The 22,004-nt window shown below is 71.4% G+C and carries 15 protein-coding genes; 10 read left to right on the forward strand and 5 right to left on the reverse strand.

From position 1 onward, the window contains the following. Positions 1 to 45: 45 nt before the first annotated feature. Complete coding sequence (locus G4D85_RS04600) at positions 46 to 1,506, reverse strand: hybrid sensor histidine kinase/response regulator (RefSeq protein ID WP_164008221.1); 1,461 nt, start codon at positions 1,504 to 1,506, stop codon at positions 46 to 48. Positions 1,507 to 1,645: 139 nt separating this feature from the next. On the opposite strand from G4D85_RS04600, the gene G4D85_RS04605 reads away from it, so the two are divergent. From G4D85_RS04605 to G4D85_RS04635, 7 genes are all read left to right on the forward strand, one after another. Continuing rightward, complete coding sequence (locus tag G4D85_RS04605; protein ID WP_164008223.1) at positions 1,646 to 2,608, forward strand: PLP-dependent cysteine synthase family protein; 963 nt, start codon at positions 1,646 to 1,648, stop codon at positions 2,606 to 2,608. Between the two features lie 118 nt (positions 2,609 to 2,726). After that, positions 2,727 to 3,578, forward strand: coding sequence for a peptidoglycan recognition protein family protein (locus tag G4D85_RS04610; protein ID WP_164008225.1), 852 nt, complete (start codon positions 2,727 to 2,729; stop codon positions 3,576 to 3,578). 349 nt (positions 3,579 to 3,927) lie between these two features. Continuing rightward, positions 3,928 to 5,262 (forward strand): metal-dependent hydrolase family protein, encoded by a 1,335-nt coding sequence (locus G4D85_RS04615; protein ID WP_164008228.1) that lies wholly within the window; start codon positions 3,928 to 3,930, stop codon positions 5,260 to 5,262. Between the two features lie 99 nt (positions 5,263 to 5,361). Then, positions 5,362 to 5,676: a hypothetical protein gene (locus G4D85_RS04620; RefSeq protein WP_164008230.1), complete on the forward strand. Its 315-nt coding sequence runs from the start codon at positions 5,362 to 5,364 to the stop codon at positions 5,674 to 5,676. Positions 5,677 to 5,777: 101 nt separating this feature from the next. Next, entirely contained in the window at positions 5,778 to 7,013 is a 1,236-nt protein-coding gene (locus tag G4D85_RS04625; protein WP_164008232.1) for a TolC family protein, read from the forward strand. Further along, positions 7,010 to 8,203, forward strand: a complete 1,194-nt coding sequence (locus G4D85_RS04630; RefSeq protein ID WP_164008234.1) for an efflux RND transporter periplasmic adaptor subunit — start codon at positions 7,010 to 7,012, stop codon at positions 8,201 to 8,203. Before G4D85_RS04625 ends, G4D85_RS04630 begins: the two co-directional genes overlap by 4 nt. Beyond that, positions 8,193 to 11,321 carry an efflux RND transporter permease subunit gene (locus G4D85_RS04635; RefSeq protein ID WP_164008236.1) on the forward strand — a complete coding sequence of 1,043 codons (3,129 nt, stop codon included), beginning with the start codon at positions 8,193 to 8,195 and terminating at the stop codon, positions 11,319 to 11,321. The genes G4D85_RS04630 and G4D85_RS04635 overlap by 11 nt, the downstream gene beginning before the upstream one ends. Before the next feature lie 64 nt (positions 11,322 to 11,385). On the opposite strand, the gene G4D85_RS04640 is transcribed toward G4D85_RS04635, so the two are convergent. After that, positions 11,386 to 12,276, reverse strand: coding sequence for a hypothetical protein (locus G4D85_RS04640; RefSeq protein WP_240359065.1), 891 nt, complete (start codon positions 12,274 to 12,276; stop codon positions 11,386 to 11,388). A gap of 669 nt (positions 12,277 to 12,945) precedes the next feature. Between G4D85_RS04640 and G4D85_RS04645 the strand changes: the two genes are divergently transcribed. The 3 genes from G4D85_RS04645 to G4D85_RS04655 all read left to right on the forward strand — a co-directional run bounded on the left by G4D85_RS04645 (position 12,946) and on the right by G4D85_RS04655 (position 16,860). Then, positions 12,946 to 14,388, forward strand: coding sequence for a TolC family protein (locus G4D85_RS04645; protein ID WP_240359066.1), 1,443 nt, complete (start codon positions 12,946 to 12,948; stop codon positions 14,386 to 14,388). A 79-nt stretch (positions 14,389 to 14,467) separates the two neighbouring features. Beyond that, entirely contained in the window at positions 14,468 to 15,853 is a 1,386-nt protein-coding gene (locus G4D85_RS04650) for a multicopper oxidase family protein (protein WP_164009129.1), read from the forward strand. Positions 15,854 to 16,062: 209 nt separating this feature from the next. Further along, complete coding sequence (locus G4D85_RS04655) at positions 16,063 to 16,860, forward strand: acetolactate decarboxylase (RefSeq protein WP_164008238.1); 798 nt, start codon at positions 16,063 to 16,065, stop codon at positions 16,858 to 16,860. A 65-nt stretch (positions 16,861 to 16,925) separates the two neighbouring features. Here the strand turns inward: G4D85_RS04655 and G4D85_RS04660 are convergent, their stop codons facing one another. The 3 genes from G4D85_RS04660 to G4D85_RS04670 form a co-directional block, all read right to left on the reverse strand. Further along, complete coding sequence (locus G4D85_RS04660) at positions 16,926 to 18,017, reverse strand: aromatic ring-hydroxylating oxygenase subunit alpha (protein WP_164008240.1); 1,092 nt, start codon at positions 18,015 to 18,017, stop codon at positions 16,926 to 16,928. Between the two features lie 90 nt (positions 18,018 to 18,107). Then, a complete protein-coding gene (locus G4D85_RS04665) occupies positions 18,108 to 20,678 on the reverse strand; it encodes a heavy metal translocating P-type ATPase (protein WP_164008242.1) in 2,571 nt (856 codons plus the stop codon). Positions 20,679 to 20,870: 192 nt separating this feature from the next. Next, positions 20,871 to 21,890: a GIY-YIG nuclease family protein gene (locus G4D85_RS04670; RefSeq protein WP_164008245.1), complete on the reverse strand. Its 1,020-nt coding sequence runs from the start codon at positions 21,888 to 21,890 to the stop codon at positions 20,871 to 20,873. Positions 21,891 to 22,004: the final 114 nt, after the last annotated feature.

Consider the following 22,004-nt stretch of genomic DNA (forward strand, 5'->3'; position numbering starts at 1 on the left):
CTGTCCAAGGGCGAGGCTCGACGCACCGCATCCGTCAGGTGGTCATCATCGGGGCAGACGCACCGTGAAGGTGGTGCCACCCGGCGCACTGGAGGCAACCTCCACGTCCCCGCCGTGGCCACGGACAATCTGGGAGGCAATGTAGAGCCCCAGCCCCAGGCCCGCCGCCGAGCCCCCTTCGGACCGGGGCTTGCGGCCCCGGCGCCACGCGCTGAAGACGTGCGGCAGCTCCTCGGCGGGAATGGGCGCTCCCAGGTTGTGGACGCGCAGCACCGCGCCCTCCGGGCCTCCCTCCGCATGGACTGTCACGGGGCTCTCCGCCGGGCTGTACTTCAGCGCGTTGGCCAGCAGGTTGCCCAGGGCCTGCTCCAGCCGGTCCCCATCCCAGTCGCCCCGGCCGTCCCCCAGCACCTCCAGCTGCACCTGGCGCCCGGGGTGGCTGGCGCGCAGCTCGTCCACGGTGCGGCGCGCCACGTCGAACAAGTCACACGGCGCGCGCAGCACGGGGATGCCGCCGCCCAGCCGCGCGCGGGCGAAGTCCAGCAGCTGACGAATCATCCGGTCCATCCGGTCCGCGCTGGTGAGGATGCGGTGGGTGAGCTGCGACTGGCGCTCGTCCAGCCCGCCCCGGCGCTGGAGCTGCTGCGCGGACATGGACAGGGCGTTGAGCGGGTTGCGCAGGTCGTGCCCGAGCATGCCGATGAACTGCTCGCGGAACTCCTCCGCGCTGCGCTCCTCGGTGACGTCGCGCGCGGAGGACATCACCGCCGCCACCTGACCGTCGGGGCCCACCGCGGGTGACACCACGAAGGCGTAGTGCCGGGGCCCCCGGTCCGAGGACACGGTGATGGAGCCCCGCTGCACCTGCCCCGTGCGCAGCGCGTCCTCCAGCAGGCGGATGTAGGACGCCAGCGAGGGGTCCTTCGCGAGCATCTCCGCGGGCGTCAGCCCCGGGCCGTGCGCGGAGTGGCTGCCCCGCGCCGCGTACAGGGCCTGATTGGCGAACACCACGCGCCCGGCGCCGTCATAGAGGACGATGGGGTCCGCGGCGCTGGAGATGGCCAGCTCCAGCAGCCGGCGCTGGTGCTCCACCTCCTGCGAGAGCGCCCGCACCTCGCGCTCGGCCTTGCGCAGCCGCAGCAGGGCGTGCACCTGGGCGACCAGCTCCTCCGGGTCCACCGGCGCCACGAGGTAGCCGTCCGCGCCATGCTCCAGGCCCTGCGCCCGGTCGCCCGGCCCCACGGCCTGCGCCGACAGGTGCAACACGAGCACATTGTGGGTGCGTGGCGCCGCCTTCAGCCTTCGGCACACCTCCAGCCCGCTGATGTCCGGCAGGCGCACGTCGAGGATGACCAGGTCCGTGTGCTCGTCCGCGAGCGCCAGCGCCTCATGGCCGGTGCTGGCCTCCACCACGTGGAAGCCGGCCAGCCCCAGCACGCGCGAAGTCACGTACCGGCTGGCGGCGTCGTCGTTGACGTTGAGGATGACCGCGGGCTTGGAAGTCATTCGCGCGCCCTATCTAACGCAAGTCCTCGCCCGACACGGAATGTCTGCTTCCCCGGCAGGCGAGCCGCCGTCGGCACGGGGCCTGCAAATAGTTCCGAGACGCTCCCACGAAGCGCGGTTTCGGAGTAGTGAGAGCCGCATGCGTCCTCCCTGTCGCCCCCTTCCCGCGGATGGTCGCTTCCTCCAGGCCGTGGGCCCCACCCCGCTCGTTCCCGTCCGCCTGGACGCGGAAGGTCCCACCATCTGGTGCAAGCTGGAGTTCCTCAACCCCAGCGGCTCCACGAAGGACCGCATCGCGCGGTACATGCTGGAGAAGGCGTGGCGGCTGGGGGAGCTGTGCCCGGGCGGCGAGGTCATCGAGGCGTCCAGCGGCTCGACGAGCATCGCCCTGGCGCTGGCCTGCGCGCAGATGGGCCTGCGCTTCACCGCGGTGATGCCGGAGGGCGTCACCGGAGAGCGCCTCATCACCATCCGCGCCTACGGCGGTGACGTGGTGCTGGTGCCACGCGAGTCGGGCGTGCGCGGCGCGATTGCGCGGGCCGAGGAGCTGGCGCTCGAGCGCAAGGCCTTCGCCCCGCGCCAGTTCGAGAACCCGGACAACGCCGAGGCGCACCGGGTGTGGACGGGGCAGGAAATCCTGTCGCAGGTGCCGGGCGGGCTGGTGCACGGCGTGGTGAGCGGCGTGGGCACGGGCGGCACGGTGGTGGGCCTGTACCAGGCCTTCGCGGAGGCGGGCTGCGCGGTGACGGCCTTCGTGGCGAGGCCCATCGCCGGGCTGGGCTGCGACATCGAGTGCTGCAGCTTCAGCCCCCGCGTGCCGGGCGTGGTGGACGGCATCTCCAAGCTGTACCGCGACGCGGACATGCCGGGGCGCGTGGAGCTGGACGTGTCGGACGAGCTGGCCATGGGCACCGCGCGCGCGCTCATCCGCCGTGGCTTCCCGGTGGGCCCCTCCTCCGGCCTCAACTACGCGGCCGCCGTGGAGGCGGCGAAGCGGCTGGGCCCGGGCGCGCAGGTGGTGACGGTGTTCCCGGACCGCATGGAGCGCTACTTCTCCACCGAGCTCATCCAGCAGACGCCCCTCACGCGCGGTGCGGCCTGACTCACGGGTGGTGAGGGCTCCGGGGGCCGAAAGGCCCCGAGCCCGCCTGGGCGAGCAACTTCCTGGGACTGGGAGCGATAATCCCCGGAAGGTCTTCCCACTTTCCGAGAGCGCCCCCATGAGCGTCCGCCTCCCCCCTGTCTCCACCGCGAAGACTTCCCGCACCGCGCCGGCCGCGCAGGCCAGCAAGGCCGCTGCCGCCACTGTCACCGCGCCTCCCGCCGGCCTTCGCAAGGGGGCCGAGGGCCCCAAGGTGAAGCAGCTCCAGGACGCGCTGGTGAAGCTGGGCTACATGACGAAGGCGCAGGCGGCCACCGGCCCCGGCATCTTCGGACTGAAGACCGAGGCGGCCGTGAAGAAGTTCCAGGCCGACAAGAAGCTGCCCACCACCGGCTACTACGGTGAGCTGACCCACGCGGCGATGAAGAAGGCGCTCGCCAACGTGGACGGGCCGGTGAAGCCGCCGCCCACCCAGCCGGGCAAGTTCCCCAAGCCGCCCGTCATCAGCGCGCCCTCGCCCAACCAGAACGAGCGCGGTGGGAAGGACATCGACACCATCGTCATGCACCACACCGCCTCCAACAACGGCGCGGCGGACCTGGCGTGGATGCGCAACCCGAAGAGCGAAGTGTCCGCGCACTACATGATCGACCGCGACGGGAAGATCTACCAGCTCGTCGGCGACGAGAAGCGCGCGTGGCACGCGGGCAAGGGCGAGCTGCATGGCGTGCCCAGCGACATCAACAGCCGCTCCATTGGCATCGAGCTCGTCAACGACGGCAGCGGCAAGACGGCCTTCCCCGACGCCCAGTACAAGGCGCTCATCCAGCTCACCGGCCACCTGAAGCAGAAGTACAACGTGCCGATGAAGAACATCGTCGGCCACGCCGATGTCGCGGTGCCCAAGGGCCGCAAGAACGACCCGGCGCCCAACTTCGACTGGAACCGGCTGCGCAACGGCGTCTCCTGAGCCGCGCTTCGCCGCACTGAGCGGAATCGAATCAACTTGGCCGGGCCGGGGACCTCCCCGTGCCCGGCCTTGCTGTCTTCAGCTCCCTGGAAGGGTCGGCGGCTCGCGCGCCCGAGGGGTGCCCCCGAGGGCAGGCCGGTGTCGAAAGCCGGGATGCTGCGCCCTTCGGAGTGACGTGAACCCGACCCGGGGCCCCACCGGACGATGCGCCCGCTCCCGTGCCAGCGCCATGTGCTTGGCCAGGATGGCGGCAGCGCTCATCCGAGCGCCACCTGAGAAGGAGTTGGCCCGTGGGCTTCATGAGAGTGCATCAGCTCGGTCTGGCCGGAGCCCGGCGGGCGGCGGCGCGATGAGCCCTTCCGCACCGGGTTCCGCGGGAGCGCCCCAGGCCCGGCCGTCAGGGCCCGCCATCCTGCTCCAGAACGCCCGCATCTTCGACAGCAGGAGCGGGACGCTCTCGGCGCCAGCTCACGTCCTCGTGCGAGGGAACACCGTCGAGAGAGTCTCGACCGCGCCCATTCCCGTGGAGCGCGGAACCCAGACCACGGTCCTCGACTGCGGAGGCCACGTGTTGCTGCCGGGGCTCATCGATGCACACTGGCATGCGATGTTCGCCACGGTTCCGATGGCCGTCGCGATGACCGCGGACATCGGCTACATGAACCTGGTGGCCGGGTGGAATGCCGAGCGGACCCTGCTGCGCGGCTTCACGAGCGTGCGTGACGTAGGCGGCCCGGTGTTCGGCCTCAAGCGGGCCATCGACGAGGGCGTCGTCGCGGGGCCGCGCATCTACCCGTCGGGTGCGTTCATCTCCCAGACGGGGGGACACGGTGACTTCCGCATGATGTCCGAGCTGCCCCGGGACGCCTCCGGGCACCTGAGCTACACGGAGCAGCTGGGGGCCGCCGCCATCGCTGACACGCCGGACGAGGTGCGCCTGCGCGCCCGCGAGCAGCTGATGCGCGGTGCCAGCCAGCTCAAGCTGATGGCGGGCGGTGGCGTCTCCTCGCACCACGACCCGCTCGACGTCACCCAGTACACCGAGCCGGAGCTCCGTGCCGCCGTGGAGGCCGCCGAGAACTGGGGCACCTACGTCACCGTCCACGCCTACACGCCGAAGGCCATCCAGCAGGCCATCGCGGCCGGCGTGAAGTGCATCGACCACGGGCATCTGGCCGACGAGCCCACGGCGAAGCTGATGAAGGAGCGGGGTATCTGGTGGAGCCTCCAGCCGTTCCTCGACGACGACGACGCCATCCCGCAGACGACCGAGGCCCAGCGGGTGATGCAACGGCAGGTCACCTCCGGAACGGACAACGCGTACCAGCTGGCGAAGAAACATGGCGTCCGGCTGGCCTGGGGCACCGATGTGCTCTTCGACCCGAAGCTGGCCGAGCGTCACGGCGCGCTGCTGGCGAAGATGACCCGCTGGTTCACACCCGCGCAGGTGCTGACGATGGCCACGGCGGACAACGCCGCGCTGCTGGCGCTCTCGGGGCCGCGCAACCCCTACCCCGGCAAGCTCGGCGTGGTCGAGGAGGGCGCGCTCGCCGACCTCCTGGTGCTGGGTGGAGACCCGCTGAAGGACCTCAAGCTGTTCGAGGACCCGGAGCGGAACCTGCTGGTCATCATGAAGGACGGCAAGCTCTTCAAGAACCGCCTCTCCTCCGCCCAGGAGAGGTAGCGCGTGGCCTGGGGCCGGGCCTGGTGCGCCTCCGCGAGTCGCACCCCTCGTGAAGCCTCACCGCGCGTTCCGTCCGGAAGCGTGGTAGGAACGGCCCCGGTGCTACGAATCTGGCTCTGCCTCAGCCTGCTGCTGTTCGCCCCGAGCGTGGGGGGCCTGCTGCCCACCCTGGCGGGCGTGGCGGGTGAGGTGTGCACGCAGTCCTGCGAGGATGACGACGCGCAGGGACAGTGCGCGCCCGACTGCGTCGACTGCACCTGCTGCGCCCATGTGCGCTCCGTGGCCGCGCCCATTCCCATGCCCTCGCTCGCGCCGCGAGTGGACCGGCCGTCGCGCTTCGCGCACGAAGAGGCCGCGCCGTCCTCCGCCGACGTGGGCGACATCCTGCACGTCCCCATAGCCGTCCTCGCGTAGGCCGCGTCCGCAGCCTTCCGTTCGCATGCGTCCGCCAGGACGGGTGTGCCTTCGCGGCATGCCCGTGCCTGACGCTCGCCGACTTCCGCGAGGTCTTCCCCGTGTCCCATCGTCTCGCGACGGCCGCCCTCGGGCTTGCCGTCGTCCTGCTGCTGCCACGCTCCGGCGTGGCGCAGCCCTCCTCCGAGCTGTCCCTTGAAGAAGCCCTCGCCCTGGCCCGCCAGCGCGCCCCCGCGCTGCTGGAGGCCCGGGGCCGCGTTGCCGAGGCCCAGGGCCCCGTGGCCGGCGCCGCGCCCCTGCTGGCCGACAACCCCACCGTTCAGGTGGAAGCCGGGCCACGCACCCTCGCGGATGGAGCGCGGGGGCTGGAGCTGGCCGTGGGGCTCGTGCAGCCCTTCGAGCTGGGCGGCAAGCAGGGCGCCCGCCGCGAGTCCGCGCGCGCCGGACTGGCCCGGGAGACGGCGAACCAGCGCGACACCGAGCGCCGCGTGCTGGGCGAGGTGGCCTCCACCTTCCTGCGCGCCCTGCACGCGCGCGAGCGGCTGAGGCTGGCGCGTGAGGCCGAAGCGGCCGCCACGCGCACGGCGCAGTCCACGCAGCGGCGCTTCGAGGCGGGGGACGTGCCCGTGGTGGACGTCAACGTGGCGCGCGTGGCGCTGGCGAGAGCCCGTGCGGACGTGGCGGGCACGGAGGGAGACGCGGCGTCCCTCCTTTATATGTTGCGCGCGCTGCTGGGAGTCGGGCTCGCGCAGCCCCTCGGCGTGCGGGGTGAGCTGCGCGCCCTGGCCGTGCAGCCGGTGACTCCGCCGGAGCGTCCGGCGGAAGAGCGTCCGGACCTCGTCGCGCTGGAAGCAGAGCTGGCGCAGGCCGAGGCCGAGCTGCGCCTGGGCCGGCGCGGCGCCTGGCCCGACGTGCAGGTGGGCGTGCGCTACCAGAACGAGGTGGACGAGTCTTCCGTCCTCGGCACCCTCGGCGTGCCGCTGCCCCTCTTCTCGCGAGGCCAGGAGGCGAGCGTGACGGGCGAGGCCCGCGTGCGCCGCCTGCGCGGTGTCTTGGAGGCGGCCCGCTCCGCGCGCGACGTCCAGGTGGAGGCGGCGCGCGTACGGCACCAGAAGCGACAGGAGGCGCTGGAGTTGCTGGAGCGCGAGGCGCTGCCCCTGCTCGCCGACAACGAGTCCCTCGCCGCCAAATCCTACGAGGCCGGGGAGATGGGGCTCGCCGAGTTCCTCCTCGTCCGCCGCGACACGCTCGAAGCCCGCACCGCCCATGTCGACAGTCTCCTCGAGGCCGCGCTCGCCCGTGTGCAGCTCGCCGTCGAGACAGGAGCCCTTCCATGAAGCCCGCCCCCATCCTGCTGGCCACGCTGCTCCTGTTGACTGCCTGCAAGTCGGAGGCTCCGAAGCACGAGGAGGACCACGCGCACGAGGAAGGCAAAGGGGCCGAGCCCCACGGCGAGGGTCATGACGAGACGAGCGTGCACATCGCCGCGGAGATGATGCGTGACTTGCGCGTCACCACCGCCCGCGTCGGCGAGCGCCCTGGCGGCGAGAGCGTCACCGCCCTGGGCGAGCTGACGTTCAGCGAGAATGCCTACGCGGAGGTGGCCTCGCCCATCGCCGCGCGCGTGGGCACCATCTTCGTCACCACCGGCCAGGAGGTGAAGCAGGGCGACAAGCTCGCGGAGCTGCGCAGCCCCGAGCTGGGCAAGGCCCGCGCGTCGCTCCAGGCGGCCCAGGCCCGCGCCACCGCCGCGAGGCAGGCCGCCGAGCGCAAGCGCACCCTCGCCGAGGAGCGCATCGTCGCGCAGAAGGACGTTCAGGCCGCTGAGGCCGAAGCCGCAGCCGCCGACGCGGAGGTCGCCTCGGCCCGGGCGGAGCTGGTGTCCCTGGGCGCGAGCGAGGACGAGCTGCGCGGCGGGCAGGGCGCGCCGGGCTTCGTGCTGCGCTCGCCGCTCTCCGGCACCGTCATCGAGCGCGACGCACGGATGGGGCAGATGGCGGACCCCTCCCAGCCGCTCTTCCGCATCGGGGACCTGTCCTCGCTGTGGCTCATCGTCCATGCCTTCGAGCGCGACGCTGTGCGCATCCAGCGCGGCGCCCAGGCGCGCGTCACCTTCGCGGCCTTCCCGGGGCAGGAAATCGCGGCCAAGGTGGGCCACGTGGGGCAGCGGGTGGACGCGGCCTCGCGCACCATCCCCGTGCGGCTGGAGCTGGACAACCGCGACGGGCTGCTGCGCCCGGGAATGTCCGCGTCGGCCTTCGTGCCGCTGGGCGACGCGGGCGCGCCCATCACCACCGTCCCGGCGGCGGCGCTCCAGCGGCTGGAGGGCGGCTGGGTGGCCTTCCTGCCCACGGCCACGCGCGGCGTGTTCGAGCGGCGGGAGGTGGGGCGCGGCCGCACGCTCGGCGGCGAGGTGGAGGTGCTCTCCGGGCTGAAGGCCGGGGAGCTGGTGGTGGTGGAGGGCGCGTTCCTCCTCAAGGCGGAAGCGGAGAAGTCGAGCGGTGGAGGGGAAGCCCATGCGCACTGAGGGCCAGGCCTCTCTCGTGGAGCGCATCTTGCGCGCGTCCTTCGCCCGGCCCGGCCTCACGGTGGTGCTGGCGCTGGCGCTCTCCGCCTTCGGCGCGGTGGCGCTCCAGGGCCTGCGCCGCGACGTGTTCCCGGACCTGTCCGCGCCCATCTTCAACGTCATCGTCCAGAACGCGGCCATGGGCGCCGAGGAGCTGGAGACGGCCGTGGCCATCCCCATGGAGGTGGCGCTGGCGGGCCTGCCGGACGTGCGCCGCATCCGCTCCACGTCGCAGCTGGGCGTGACGCAGGTGACGGTGGAGTTCGAGCCGGACGCCGACTACTTCCGCAGCCGGCAGTACGTCGCGGAGCGCGTGGCCCAGGCGCAGGCGGAGCTGCCGCCGGGCACGGACGCGCCGCTCGTCTCCAGCCTCACGGGCCGGCTCAACGAGGTCTTCGAGTTCACCCTGGAGGCGGAGCCCGGCGCGGCGGACCTCATGACGCTGCGCGATTTGGCCGAGTTCGAGGTGAAGAACCGGCTGCTCGCCGTCCCCGGCGTCGCGGGCGTGGAGCGGCTGGGCGGCTACCTGCGCCAGTTCCAGGTGCAGCTGGACCCGGACCAGATGGTGGCCCGCGGCGTCAGCCTGGACGACGTGGAGCACGCGCTGGAGGGTGCCAACCTCAACGCCTCCGGCGGCTTCGTGGTGCAGGGCCCCATCGAGTGGACGGTGCGCGCCGTGGGCCGCGCGCAGACGGTGGAGGACCTGAGCGGCACGGTGGTGTCCCTGCGCCAGGGCACGCCCGTGCTGCTGGGCGACGTGGCGGACGTCCGCGAGGCGCCCGCCGTGCGACGCGGCATCGCCCACCGACTCAAGGGCGAGGTGGTGAGCTGCCGGGTCATCAAGCAGTTCGGCGGGGACACGGAGCGGGTGGCCGCGGGCGTGCGCGATGCCATCACAGACTTGCGCAAGACGCTGCCTCCGGGCGTGCAGCTGCGCATCGTGTATGACCAGTCGGAGCTGGTGGACTCCGCGCTCGGAGGCGTCAGCCGGGCGATTCTGCTCGGCGCGCTCCTGGTGGTGCTCGTCCTCTTCGGACTGCTGGGAGACTGGCGCGCGGCGCTCATCGTCACGCTCACCCTGCCCCTGTCCCTCGCGCTGGCGGGCATCCTGCTGAAGGCGGCGGGCATCGGCATCAACACCATGACGCTGGGCGGGCTCGCCATCGCCGTGGGCCTGCTGGTGGACGCGGCCATCATCGTCACGGAGAACATCGTCCATGACTTGCGCGAGGGCGCGGGACGGCGGCCCCGGCGCGAGGAGGCGCTCGCGGCCTCGCTGGAGGTGGGCCGGCCCATCGCCTTCGCCACCCTCATCGTCGTGTCCGTCTTCATTCCGCTGTTCGCGATGACGGGCATCGAAGGGCGCATGTACCAGCCGCTCGCGGCGGCCGTGGTGGCGTGCCTCGCCGCGTCGCTGGCGCTGGCCCTCACGCTGGTGCCGGTGGCCTCCGGCCTCTTCCTCCGCGCGCCGAAGCCGGGCCAGCCGGAGGACGTGTGGCTGGTGCGGAAGGTGAAGGCCGTCTACGCGCCGCTGCTGGAGCGCTGCATGCGCCGGGCGGGGTTGGTGCGGCTGGTGGCGCTCGCCGTCACCGTGCCCGCGCTGGGACTGTCCTTCGCCGTGGGCAGCGACTTCATGCCCCGGCTGGACGAGGGCGCGCTGCTGCTCCAGACGGTGCTGCCCCCGGAGGCGTCGCTGGAGGAGGTGGACCGGCTCAACCACCTGATGGAGGACGTGCTGCTGGAGTTCCCCGAGGTGGAGGACGTCGTGCGCCGCACCGGCCGCGCCGAGCGCACCGAGGACCCGATGCCGCACACCATCTCCGACGTGCTCGTGGTGCTGAAGAAGGAGCGGGGGCGCTCGCTGGAGCAGCTGGAGTCGGACATGCGCGAGGCGGTGGAGAAGGTGCCCGGCCTGACCACCCTCTTCACCACGCCGCTGGGCATGCGCATCGACGAGGGCCTGGGAGGGAGCCCCGCGGACATCTCCGTGCGCATCTTCGGTCCGGAACTGGAGGTGCTCGCCGGACTGGCCGAGCGGGCCCGCACCGTCATGGCAAAGGTGGACGGCGTGGAGGACCTGCGCGCGGAGCAGCTCAGCGGGCTGCCGCAGCTTCGCATCACCGTGAATCGCGCCGCGGTGGCCCGCGTGGGGCTCACGCCCGGAGACGTCATCCGCGCGGTGCGCGTGGGGCTGGTGGGCCAGGAGTCGTCACAGGTGTGGAAGGGCCAGCGGCGCTATGACCTGGTGCTGCGGCTGGCGGACCACCGGCGGGGAGATGCCACCGCCATCCGGAACCTCCTGGTGGACGGACATGACGGGACGCGAATCCCCCTGAATCAGCTCGCGCAAATTGAGGAGACGTTCGGCGCGGGCAGCATCCGGCGCGAGGCGGGCAGCCGACGCATCGCCGTGGAGGCCGGCGTCTCGGGGAGGGACCTGGGCAGCACCGCGACCGAGGTGCGTGAGCGGCTGGCGGCGGAGCTGAAGCTGCCCACGGGATACTTCCTCGACGTGGGTGGCAAGGTGGAGAGTCAGGAGCGCGCCGCGAAGTCCCTGGTGGTCGCCATCGCGGTGGCGCTGCTGGCGGTGTTCATCCTGCTGTACCTCGCGCTGGGCTCGCTCTCGGAGGCGCTGGTCATCGTCGCGACGCTGCCGGATGCCTTCGTGGGCGGCATCCTCGCGCTGCTCATCGCCGGAGAGACGTGGAACGTGTCCAGCCTCGTGGGGCTCATCGGCCTGTTCGGCATCGCCGTGCAGAACGGGCTGGTGCTGGTGGCGCAGACCAAGCTCCTCATGGAGCGGGGCCGGCCCTTCGCCGAGGCCCTGCAGGAGGCGAGCATCAGCCGCGTGCGGCCCAAGCTGATGACGGCGAGCACCGCCATCCTGGGGCTGCTGCCCCTGCTGGTGCTGCCGCTGCACGGCACGGAGGTGGAGCGGCCTCTCGCGGTGGTGATGGTGGGCGGGCTCGTCACGTCCACGCTGTTCACCCTGCTGGTGCTGCCCACGTTCTATGCCTTCGTACACGGGCTGCGGGAGCGGCTCGGACAGCGGCTGGCGGCGCGGAAGGCGGAGTCCTGAGCACGGGGCGCGGGCGTGGAAGGAACGTTCATTCCACGCCCGTGCCGTGAGGCCGGGGCTTCGGTTACCTCGCGTTGGCGACGACGTCCTCGCGGACCTTGCTGACGATGCCCTGCCAGTTGCCGTTGGCACCGTGGCCGAAGGCCTCACCGTCATCGCGGAACTTCACCGAGTGGTAGCTCCACTTGGCGAAGCCACCCTCGGTCGTGCCAGAACCCAGCGTCAGGTCGTTGCAGAACCAGTCGGACGGGTTGCAGTAGGCCCCGCCCGCGCTGCCCGCGATACCGCCCGTGGAGTGGTAGGACACCGCGTCGTCGTCCTGACCGGGGAGGAGGCCCGAGTAGAACGTCCCCTTCGAGCCAGCGAACATGTAGAACCAGATGCCGCGCGTGGTGTTGTGGTTGTACATCGCGCGCGCCGTGGTGGTGACCAGGTCACCGACGATGGCGTCGCTCGTGGCCCACTCCCCCTTGTCCGCCAGCTCGCTGCCGCCACCCGCGCCGGACGCCACGTCCACCCACTTGATGTTCCAGCCCACCTGCGTGGTGCCATCCGTGTTGCCACACACGCCGCTGGAGTTGGGGACCGCGTTCTTCTTGTAGCGCGCGGAGCCGCCGTGCAGCGACAGCGCGTAGCCAATCTGCAGGTCACCCGCGCTGTGCACGGCGATGTAGCACCAGTTCGTTCCGGTGCAGAAGCAGTCGAGCGCATCGCGGACGCGGGAGTTCTGCCCGCCAATCCGCTGCCGCCCGTCCCAGTTGACGGCCTTCTTGTTCACACCGGCCGCCGTGGAGCTGGGACCCCAGTTGGAGAAGTCGGCGTAGTTGCCGGCCTGCGTCCCGCCGGAGTTCTTCCCGTGGATCCACAGCGTGTAGTTGGTGGCCAGCGCGGGTGACGCGGCAAGCAGGAGGACAGCGACCGAGGCAACACATGCCGTGCGGACGGAGAGCAACATGACGACTCCAGGGGATTGCGAGGGGACACCCCGACGGGGGCGGGGTGCCGGGAACGCTACCAGCACGCGAGCGTCGGGGTCCTCAGCGCGGAGTCCTTTTCAGCTCTCACGGGCATGGGTCAAACCGACCCACCCGGGTGTGCTCTCAGGGAGGAGTCACCAGGTGGTGAGCCCCGGAGGCGCCACGTGTCACATGTATCGATGAGCGCATCCGGGCCACACGTGCCGGCTTCCGTCCCTTGAAACCTGTTGGCCAGGACCCTGTTGGCAGCACGCCTCGTGAGCAGGTGAACACCCGGCCCCCGCGCGGCGCATCACAGTGTGATGACCGGAGTTACACGTCCGTCGTTGGCGGCAGCCTCCGTCACATCGTCGATTCGTGGGGTTGCATCGGGGGACCGCATGGTCCGGGACTTGCTCAACGGGGGCTGTCCCGCGCCGCCTCACGAGGTCCGTCATGCGCCGAATCGGTTGTGTCCTCGCAAGCCTGCTCATGCTCACCGCCTGCGCTTCCGAGCCTCGGAGATTGCCCTCCGCGGTGGACCCGTCGAACCCGGATGCGCCCGAGGCCCCAGTCGCCGAGCTTCCAAGCTCGCTCGTCGCTCCCCATGCGTCCGACGCAGGACAGCCTCCATCCACTCCCTCCGGCCATGAGCATGGAGCGCATCCGTGAGCGCACGCGGACTCCTCTGCCTGGGACTGCTCGCGAGCGGCTGTGCGTCCATCCAGAAGGAGCGCGGCCATGCCGAAGTGGCGGCACTCGTCGAGGAACGGCTCGGCCGGAAGACGCGCTGGAACCAGGGGACGCCCGAGGATGCCGAGGTCGCCCGGCATCTCGATACGCTCCTCATGGAGGACCTCACCTCGGACCGAGCGGTGGAGGTGGCGTTGCTCAACAACCCCTCTCTTCAGTCCACGTACGAGGACCTGGGCGTGTCCCAGGCTGACATGGTGCAAGCGGGGCTGATCAGCAATCCGTCCCTCAGCGGAAGCATCGGCTTCCCCATCGCCGGAGTCGGCGTCTCAGAGCACGAGTTCTCCCTGGTGCAGGAGTTCATGGATATCTTCACCCTGCCCCTGCGCAAGCGCGTGGCCACTGAGCAGTTCATGGCCGACACCCTGCGCGTGGCGCACGAGGCCCTCGCCACCGCGGCCGAGGTGCGCAAGACGTACAGCGAGGTGCAGGCGCGCCAGCAGCTCGTGGAGCTGCGCCGCATGGTGCTGACGGCGGCGGAGGCGGCGGCCGACCTCGCGACCCGGCAACGCGAAGCGGGCAACATCACCGAGCTGGACCTGGCCAGCGAGCGCGCCAGCGCCGAGGAAGCCCGGCTCGACCTGGCACAGGAGGAGCTGTCGCTGGTGGAGGACCGGGAGCACCTCAACCGCTTGCTGGGACTCTGGGGACCACGCACTCAGTGGAAGGTCTCCGAGCAGCTTCCGGCACTGCCTTCCCAGGAGGCCTCGCTGGAGCGGCTGGAGTCACTCGCCATCCGGCAGCGCCTGGACATCGACGCGGCGCGGAAGCAGGCCTCGCTCTTGTGGAACGCGCTGGAGCTGGCGCGGAGCACGCGCTACTTCGGGCGCGTCGAGGTGGGGGTCCACACGCACCGGGACGCGGACGGGCCTCGCCTCTTCGGGCCCACCCTGACGCTGGAGCTGCCCATCTTCGACCAGCGCCAGGCCCTCATCGCCAAACTGGAGGCCCAGCACCGCCAGGGCGAGCGGCGGCTCATGGAGCTGTCCATCAATGCCCGCTCGGAGGTCCGCGCTGCGCGCGCCCGGCTGCTGTCCCTGCGCATGATGGCCGAGCGCTACCAACGGGTGGTGCTGCCCCTGCGCGAGAAGGTCGTCGAGCAGGCCCAGCTCCAGTACAACGGCATGCAGCTTGGCCTCTACGCACTGCTCGCCGCGAAGCGGGAGCAGGTGGAGGCCTACCGCTCCTACATCGAAGCCGTGCGCGACTACTGGATGGCGCGCGCCGAGCTGGAGCGACTCGTGGGGGGACGCCTTCCCGGACAGACGACGCAGCCCTCACCACCCGAGACACAGCCCGACCACGGCCAGCCCCGTGACGGCGGCACGGAGACTCCCCATGAGCATGGACCCCAGTGATACCGGGCAGGCAGCCGACGACAGCACCGAGCCCCAGGAGCGCACGGAGGGCATTGCAGGCCCCCTGACGCGGCGGAGCATGCTGGCCACGGCGGGCGCCACGCTCGCGGGCGGTGCGCTGCTGCTCAGGGGCGCCACGGCCCAGGCGCAGTCGGACGTCCCGGGCGCTCGCAAGCCTCGCGAGGGCTCCGCGGCGGACACCGGCCGGCGGTATGCGCGACAGGACTGGCAGGCTCCGGGAGTGCCGGGCCGGGACTACCGGCCCGTCGTCGTGCCCAACGGCACGAAGCTGCCCTGGAAGGCGGTGGACGGCGTGAAGGTCTTCCATCTCGTGGCGGAGGAGGTGGAGCACGAGTTCGCTCCCGGCCTGAAGGCCTTCTGCTGGGGCTACAACGGGCAGGTGCACGGGCCCACCATCGAGGTGGTGGAGGGAGACCGGGTCCGCTTCTACGTCACCAACCGGCTGCCCGCGGCCACCACCGTGCACTGGCACGGCATCCTGCTGCCCAACGGCATGGACGGCGTGGGCGGCCTCAACCAGAAGGCCATCGCCCCGGGCGAGACGTTCCGCTACGAGTTCACCGTGCGCCAGTCGGGCATGGGCATGTACCACTCGCACCATGACGAGATGACGCAGATGGCGCTGGGCATGGCGGGGCTGTTCGTCATCCACCCGCGCCGGCCCGTGGGTCCTCGCATCGACCGGGACTTCGCCATCCTGCTGCACGAGTGGCGCATCGACGTCGGCACCCGGCGGCCGAACCCGAACGAGATGACGGACTTCAACGTGCTCACGATGAACGCGAAGGCCTTCCCGGGCACGGAGCCGCTCGTGGTGCGAAAGGGCGAGCGCGTGCGCATCCGCCTGGGCAACCTGTCCGCGACGGACCACCACCCCATCCACCTGCACGGCTACCAGTTCCGCATCACCGAGACGGACGGTGGCCGCCTCGCCGAGTCCGCGCAGTGGCCGGAGACGACGGTGCTGGTGCCCGTGGGCAGCACGCGCACCATCGAGTTCGTCGCGGACGAGCCCGGCGACTGGGCCATGCACTGCCACATGACGCACCACCTGATGAACCAGATGGGCCACGAGTTCCCCAACATGATTGGCGTGAAGCCGGGCGGGCTGGACGCGAAGGTGCGCACGCTGCTGCCGGGCTACATGACCATGGGCCAGACAGGCATGGGCGAGATGGTGGACATGGGCATGGCCGTCCCGGCCAACTCGATTCCCATGATGGGCGGCAAGGGCAAGCACGACACCATCACCATGGGTGGCATGTTCACCGTGCTCAAGGTGCGCGAGCGGTTGGACGGCTACGGGGACCCGGGCTGGTACGAGAATCCGCCCGGCACGCTCGCGGTGGCGGCGAGCACGGACGAGCTGCGCCGGGACGGCATCGACGTGAGTACGACACCGGCGGCCGAGCCCGGCTCACCGGATGGCACCCGGCGGGGGTGATGGCGCCAGGGCCGTCACTCACGAACAGGGATGGGAAGCGAGAGCGCTGAAACCGGGGGGCGCTCCGTGTCACCTGTGTCGACGGGTTCGCCCGTGCGACACATGCCGACATCCGGACCGTGACGCCCCGACGTCTCGCTGTGAGTTGCGGTGGAGCGCGAGGTATACGCGCCACTCCGGGCCACCGGCCCGCACAAGGAGAGACGGTGATGAGATACGGGCTCCTGCCCTCGTTGGTGACGGCGGTCTTCCTGCTGGCCTGCCGTACCGGAGGCCCAACCACCGCACCGGCCTCTCCCCCCGCGAGTCCCACGGTCCACCGCGCATCCGTGAATCCGCCGGTCGAGGTTCACGGCGCCCTGCGCGAGATGATGCATGAAGGACGCACAGGGGCCGTGGTGGAAGTCGCTCGCGCCACGGGCTCGCCAGACTCGCTCGCCGTGGGCGCGCTGGCGGGGCTCGCGGGAGAAGTCACGGTGCTCGACGGCGAGGCGTGGCTTTCCTACGCGGAGGCCGACGGGACGGCGCGCACGGTGCGCACCCGTGCTCCTTCCGACAGCGCCGCGCTGCTCGTGGTGGGACGCCTGCCGGAGGCGCAGTGGGTGACGCTCGAGGAGGATCTTCCCCTCGCCGCGCTGGCCGACCACATCGCCGCGCTCGCCCGGGAGCGAGGCGTGGACACCTCGCGCCCCTTCCCCTTCTCCGTGGAAGGGCCGCTCCAGAACCTGGCGTGGCATGTGGTGGATGGACGCAAGCTGCACGGCGGCCCGTCATCGCACCAGGCTCACGCCGCCGCCGGAGTGCAGGGCCAGCGCGCCAGCACCACCGGCGTGCTGGTGGGCTTCTACTCCTCCCAGCACCACGGCATCTTCACGCACCACGACAGCGACACCCACGTGCACGTCGTGCTCGCGGAGGAGAACGCCTCGGGACACGTCGATGGCGTCACCGTGGGACGGGGCGCAAGGCTGAGGCTGCCGGCGCCCTCGGCTCCCGCCCCTCGATGAGTGCGGCCCTCCCGAAAGGAGGCCGCCCTTGCGAGTGAGCGGCCCGTCCCCAGGGTGAAGCGGCTTCAGGTGCGCATCTTCAGCCGCGTCTCGTGGACGGCGTCTCCGACTGCGCCGGGCTTCTCCTTCTCCGCGGCGCGCAGCAGGCGGAGGATGCCGGGCCCGAGCACGTCAATCTCGGTGGACGCGTACGTCTCCGTTCCGAAGCGGCGGATGGTCTCCGTCTGGAGCTTCAGGATGCGCACGTCCTGGCTGAAGATGTGGAGCGCCACGGGCATGGCCAGCGGCAGCACGGCGCGCGTCAGCCAGCGCGGCAGCGGCAGGCGGAACGTCACCACCGCGTACACCAGGGTGTCCCACTCGGACACCGGCGTCATCGCCGAGGTGACCATGATGTGGCTGCCCTCGCCGATGCGGTACTCCACCTGGGCGATGGAGGGCATGAGGAAGCGGTCGAAGTGCTGCACCACGCCGCCGCCAGGCGCCAGCAGCTTGCCCACGATGCCGCTGGGGCGCGGCTCGCCGATGTACTCGGCCTCTACCTTGTCGGCGCTCCTGCGCACCACCACTTCGATTTCGTTGCGCTTCTCCTCGGTGCGGAACAGGCCGCCGTGGAGGTACGCGGTGTGCGGCACATCCAGCGTGTTCTCCAGCGTGGAGTGCAGCGAGCCGGGAGCGCGGAGGATGCGGCGCACGGTGGTGTACTCGCGCGCCTCCAGCAGCGGGAAGCGGTAGGGCTCCGTCGTCGGCTCGACGCCGGGCGTGGAGTAGACCCAGACGAAGCCGTCCTGCTCGCGGGTGGCGTGGGCGCTGGCGCAGCGGGCGCGCGCGCCGGGCTCGCCGAGGAAGCCGGGAATGGCGCGGCACTGCCCCGCTCCGTCGAAGCGCCAGCCGTGGTAGCCGCACTGGAGCTGGCCTTCCTTCACGCGGCCCAGGGACAGCGGCACGTTGCGGTGCGGGCAGCGGTCCACCAGGGCCGCGGGCTTGCCACCCTCGCCCCGGAAGAGCACCAGGGGCGTGCCCTGGAGCGTCCGCGCCAGCGGCTTGCTGCCCAGCTCGCGCGAGGCGCAGAGAATGAACCAGGCATTCGGCAGGTGGACGACGGAGACGTGACCTGTGGGCGCACCGGGGGTGCGCGCCTCCTCGCGGGAGCTCATGGAGGGCAGTCTAGCCGATGCGCGGAATGAGGTCCCCAAGGGAGGCAGAGAGCAGGCGGCCCCCCGAGCCCAGGCACACGTCCCCGCCGGCTACAGCTCCAGCTTTCGCAGTCGGAGCGCGTTGACGATGACCGACACCGACGAGAGGCTCATCGCCGCGCTGGCGAAGATGGGGCTGAGCAGCAGGCCGAAGAAGGGGTACAGGACGCCCGCCGCCAGCGGCACACCCAGCAGGTTGTAGATGAAGGCGAAGAAGAGGTTCTGCCGGATGTTGCTCAGCGTCCCCTGGCTCAGCCGCCGCGCCCGGGCGATAGCCCGCAGGTCGCCCTTCACCAGCGTGACGCCCGCGCTCTCCATCGCGATGTCCGTGCCCGTGCCCATGGCGATGCCCACGTCCGCCTGCGCCAGCGCCGGCGCATCGTTGACGCCGTCGCCCGCCATGGCCACCACGCGCCCCTCCCGCTGGAGCTTCCGCACCGCGTCGCCCTTCGCGTCCGGCAGCACCCCGGCGATGACCTCGGTGATTCCGAGCCGCCGCGCCACCGCCTCCGCCGTGGTGCGGCTGTCGCCGGTGAGCATCACCACGCGCAGTCCCTCGTGACGCAGCAACTCCAGCGCCTCCGGCGTGGACGCCTTCACCGGGTCCTCCACGCCGAGCAGTCCCACGAGCCGCCCGTCCGCCGCCACCAGCACCACTGTCTGTCCCTCCGCGCGCAGAGCCTCGGCGAGCGCACCCAGCTCCCGCTCCGCCGTCGGCCCGTGGGTTCCTGGCGCCACCGGGGCTCCCTCCGCCCCTAGGGTACCGGCCCGTGGAGCCAGGACGCCCGCGTCCACGCCCCGCGCCGTCATCAGCGCCACGTTGCCCAGCGCCACCTCGGCCCCGTCCACGCGGCCGGTGACGCCCTGGCCGGTGTGCGAGCGGAAGTCCTCCACCGTGGTCAGCGACACGCCCCGCTCCTTCGCACCGCCGACGATGGCCGCGGCCAGAGGGTGCTCGCTGCCGCGCTCCAGGCTCGCCGCCAACCTCAGGAGACGTGCCTCATCGAAGCCCAGCGCCGGCACCACCGACACGAGGCGCGGCTTGCCCTCGGTGAGCGTGCCCGTCTTGTCCACCACCAGCGTGTCCACCGCCTCCAGTCGCTCCAGCGCCGCCGCGTCGCGGATGAGCACGCCTGCCTGCGCGCCCCGCCCCGTGCCCACCATGACGGACATGGGTGTGGCCAGGCCCAGTGCGCACGGGCAGGCGATGATGAGCACCGCCACCGCGTTGACCAGCGCGTGCGCCAGCCTCGGCTCCGGGCCCCACACGCCCCACACCACCGCCGTCACCACCGCCACCGCGATGACCACCGGCACGAAGACGGCCGCCACCTTGTCCACCAGTCGCTGAATCGGCGCGCGGGTGCGCTGCGCCTCGCCCACCCGCTGGACGATGCGAGACAGCAGCGTGTCCTTCCCCACCCGCTCCGCGCGCATCACCAGCGAGCCGGTGCCATTCACCGTGCCGCCCGTCACCTTGTCGTCCGGCACCTTCTCCACCGGCAGGGACTCGCCCGTCACCATGGACTCGTCCACCGCGCTGGCCCCCTCCAGCACCACGCCGTCCACCGGCACCTTCTCGCCGGGCCGCACGCGCAGCCTGTCACCAACATGGACGAGCGTGAGCGGCACATCCTCCTCGTGCCCGTCCTCGCGAAGCCGCCGCGCCACGGCCGGCGCGAGACTCAGCAGCGCGCGCAGGGCGCCAGATGTCGCATGCCGGGCGCGCAGCTCCAGCACCTGCCCCAGCGCCACCAGCGTGACGATGACGGCGGCGGCCTCGAAGTACAGCGGCGCCGAGCCCCCGTGCCCGGTGCGCAGACCGTGCGGCAGCGCCGAGGGGAACAGCGTGGCGAAGACGCTGAAGAGGTACGCCGCGCCGGTGCCCAGCGCGATGAGGGTGAACATGTTGAGGTGCCGGTTGCGCACCGATGCCCAGCCCCGCTGGAAGAAGGGCCAGCCGCCCCAGAGCACCACCGGAGTGGCCAGCACGAGCTGCGCCCACGCCATCACGGACGCGGGCACCGCGTGCTGCACGGGCTGGCCCGGAATCATGTCCGACATGGCGAGCACGAGCAGCGGCGCGGTGAGCCCCAGCCCCACGCGGAAGCGCAGCCGCATGGACTGCAGCTCTGGGTCCGGCGCTTCCTCGGGCAGCACCGTGCGCGGCTCCAGCGCCATGCCACAGATGGGGCAGCTCCCCGGCCCGTCCCGCACCACCTCCGGGTGCATGGGGCACACGTACTCGACGCGGGCCTCCAGCACGGGTGGGGACTCGGGCTCCAGCGCCATGCCGCACTTGGGGCACGCGCCCGGGTGGTCCTGGCGGACCTCCGGGTCCATGGGGCACACGTACATCGTCCCTGGCGCCGGGGGCGGCTCGGGCTCGGTGGGTAAGGGCGAGAGGAAGCGCGCCGGGTCGGCGCGAAAGCGCTCGCGGCACTTCGGGTTGCAGAAGAAGTAGCGGCGGCCCTCGTGCTCCAGGCTGCCGCCCTTGGGAGCGTGCGGGTCCACCTTCATCCCGCAGACCGGGTCGATGGCGTGCGCCTCCTCGCTCGTGGGGGGAGGCGGCGTGTGCCCTGAGTGTGCGTGCCGATGAGGGTGCGAATGGGGGTGGGACATGGGGTTCCAAGCTCCTTTCGCCAGGGCGAACGAAGCACCCCGCCGGCTCTTACAGCGGGCTCCTTCCAGGAGAGGTAACCGTCATCCCCCACGAAGGAAGGGCCCTGCCCGCCTGCGGGGCTCACCCAGGCGGCCCGAACGCGAGCCGCCCCGCTTGCCCCCTGGGCAGGCACGAAGCATCCCGAGTCGGCCTCACGCGGGCGGGAGCTCGTTGTAGCCCGCATCGCCGTAGGGCTTGAGCCGCTCCAACCAGAGAGCCTCCAGCACGAGCAGCTCCTCCTTCGGGTCCGCGCCGGGCTCCTCGGAGGGAGGCAGGACGTCGAGCACGTCGAAGGAGAAGCTGTCGGCGCCGTAGCGCTTCCAGTCCTCCAGCAGCGCGGGGATGCGCGGCATGCCGGTGGTCAGCTCGAAGCGGATGCGGTTGAGCGCGCCGGGGAGATTGAGGCTGGACCCGACCAGGACCTTGCCATTGGCGTGGTTGCGGACCGCGAACACGCCCATGGTCGGAGGCTTCTCCTTGTAGGCGCGCTTCAGCTCGGCACGACTCGACTTGCCGCCACTCGGCTGCGACGGGGTTTCCACGGGAGCTTCATCAGAGGACATGGGAGCCTTCCTGGGTGAGGGAGAGGGAGTGCGCTTCATCGCGCGAGGAGGTGGGGCCAGACGGGCGAGCCGCACCGCGAGCCGGTCATGGGCAGCCCGGTCGAGCGGCGCCACCCAGTCGGGACCTGCCAGCGCCCAGTCAGCGTCGGCGAGGTCCACACCCAGCGTCGTGAGGAGGCTGGCCTCGCAGACGAAGAACTGCCGGCGGAAGGGAAAGAGGTAGCCCCCGTCCGCCCGAAGTGAAGCGAGCGCCTCCTCGTAGGAGGAGAACCAGCGGTTGAGGAAGAGGCCCCCGACGCGGGACAGCAGGGCCTCGAAGTCCACACCGGGCGTGGCGTCCTCCTCGCGTGCGTCCTTGAGCTCTGCCCACGACGCGAACCCCTGCTCGCGGGCGATGACCGCCAGCGCGTGCTTGCGCTGCACCGAGTCCCTCCGAGCGAGCAGCTCGCCGGGTGACAGGGCCGCGAAGACGGGCAGCGCGCGCAGCCGCTCAGCCGCCCGGCTGGCGCGCGACGTGTCTGACGAGCACAGCTCCTTGAGCAGGAGCGATGCGCGGACCTTGCATTCCTGGAGGGAGAGTGGCGCGGCGGTGCGCGAGACGGTTCCCATGGCAAGTCCCTGGCATACGGCCCTTACCCGAGAAATGGGCCGTGGAAGGAACTCAGCGAGAACTGTCGAACTGCCGGGAGAAACGAGGGTGACGTCGTCTTTTTCGGGCCAGGC

Origin of the sequence: Pyxidicoccus trucidator, assembly GCF_010894435.1 — a bacterium.
Lineage (GTDB): Bacteria > Myxococcota > Myxococcia > Myxococcales > Myxococcaceae > Myxococcus > Myxococcus trucidator.

What these genes read in the sequence shown, in the direction of transcription:
- G4D85_RS04660 (WP_164008240.1), bottom strand. Translation starts at nt 18,017, where the DNA reads ATGAGCTCCCGCGAGGAGGCGCGCACCCCCGGTGCGCCCACAGGTCAC.
- G4D85_RS04655 (WP_164008238.1), top strand. Translation starts at nt 16,063, where the DNA reads ATGAGATACGGGCTCCTGCCCTCGTTGGTGACGGCGGTCTTCCTGCTG.
- G4D85_RS04640 (WP_240359065.1), bottom strand. Translation starts at nt 12,276, where the DNA reads ATGTTGCTCTCCGTCCGCACGGCATGTGTTGCCTCGGTCGCTGTCCTC.
- G4D85_RS04635 (WP_164008236.1), top strand. Translation starts at nt 8,193, where the DNA reads ATGCGCACTGAGGGCCAGGCCTCTCTCGTGGAGCGCATCTTGCGCGCG.
- G4D85_RS04630 (WP_164008234.1), top strand. Translation starts at nt 7,010, where the DNA reads ATGAAGCCCGCCCCCATCCTGCTGGCCACGCTGCTCCTGTTGACTGCC.
- G4D85_RS04670 (WP_164008245.1), bottom strand. Translation starts at nt 21,890, where the DNA reads ATGGGAACCGTCTCGCGCACCGCCGCGCCACTCTCCCTCCAGGAATGC.
- G4D85_RS04605 (WP_164008223.1), top strand. Translation starts at nt 1,646, where the DNA reads ATGCGTCCTCCCTGTCGCCCCCTTCCCGCGGATGGTCGCTTCCTCCAG.
- G4D85_RS04615 (WP_164008228.1), top strand. Translation starts at nt 3,928, where the DNA reads ATGAGCCCTTCCGCACCGGGTTCCGCGGGAGCGCCCCAGGCCCGGCCG.
- G4D85_RS04610 (WP_164008225.1), top strand. Translation starts at nt 2,727, where the DNA reads ATGAGCGTCCGCCTCCCCCCTGTCTCCACCGCGAAGACTTCCCGCACC.
- G4D85_RS04600 (WP_164008221.1), bottom strand. Translation starts at nt 1,506, where the DNA reads ATGACTTCCAAGCCCGCGGTCATCCTCAACGTCAACGACGACGCCGCC.
- G4D85_RS04665 (WP_164008242.1), bottom strand. Translation starts at nt 20,678, where the DNA reads ATGTCCCACCCCCATTCGCACCCTCATCGGCACGCACACTCAGGGCAC.
- G4D85_RS04650 (WP_164009129.1), top strand. Translation starts at nt 14,468, where the DNA reads ATGCTGGCCACGGCGGGCGCCACGCTCGCGGGCGGTGCGCTGCTGCTC.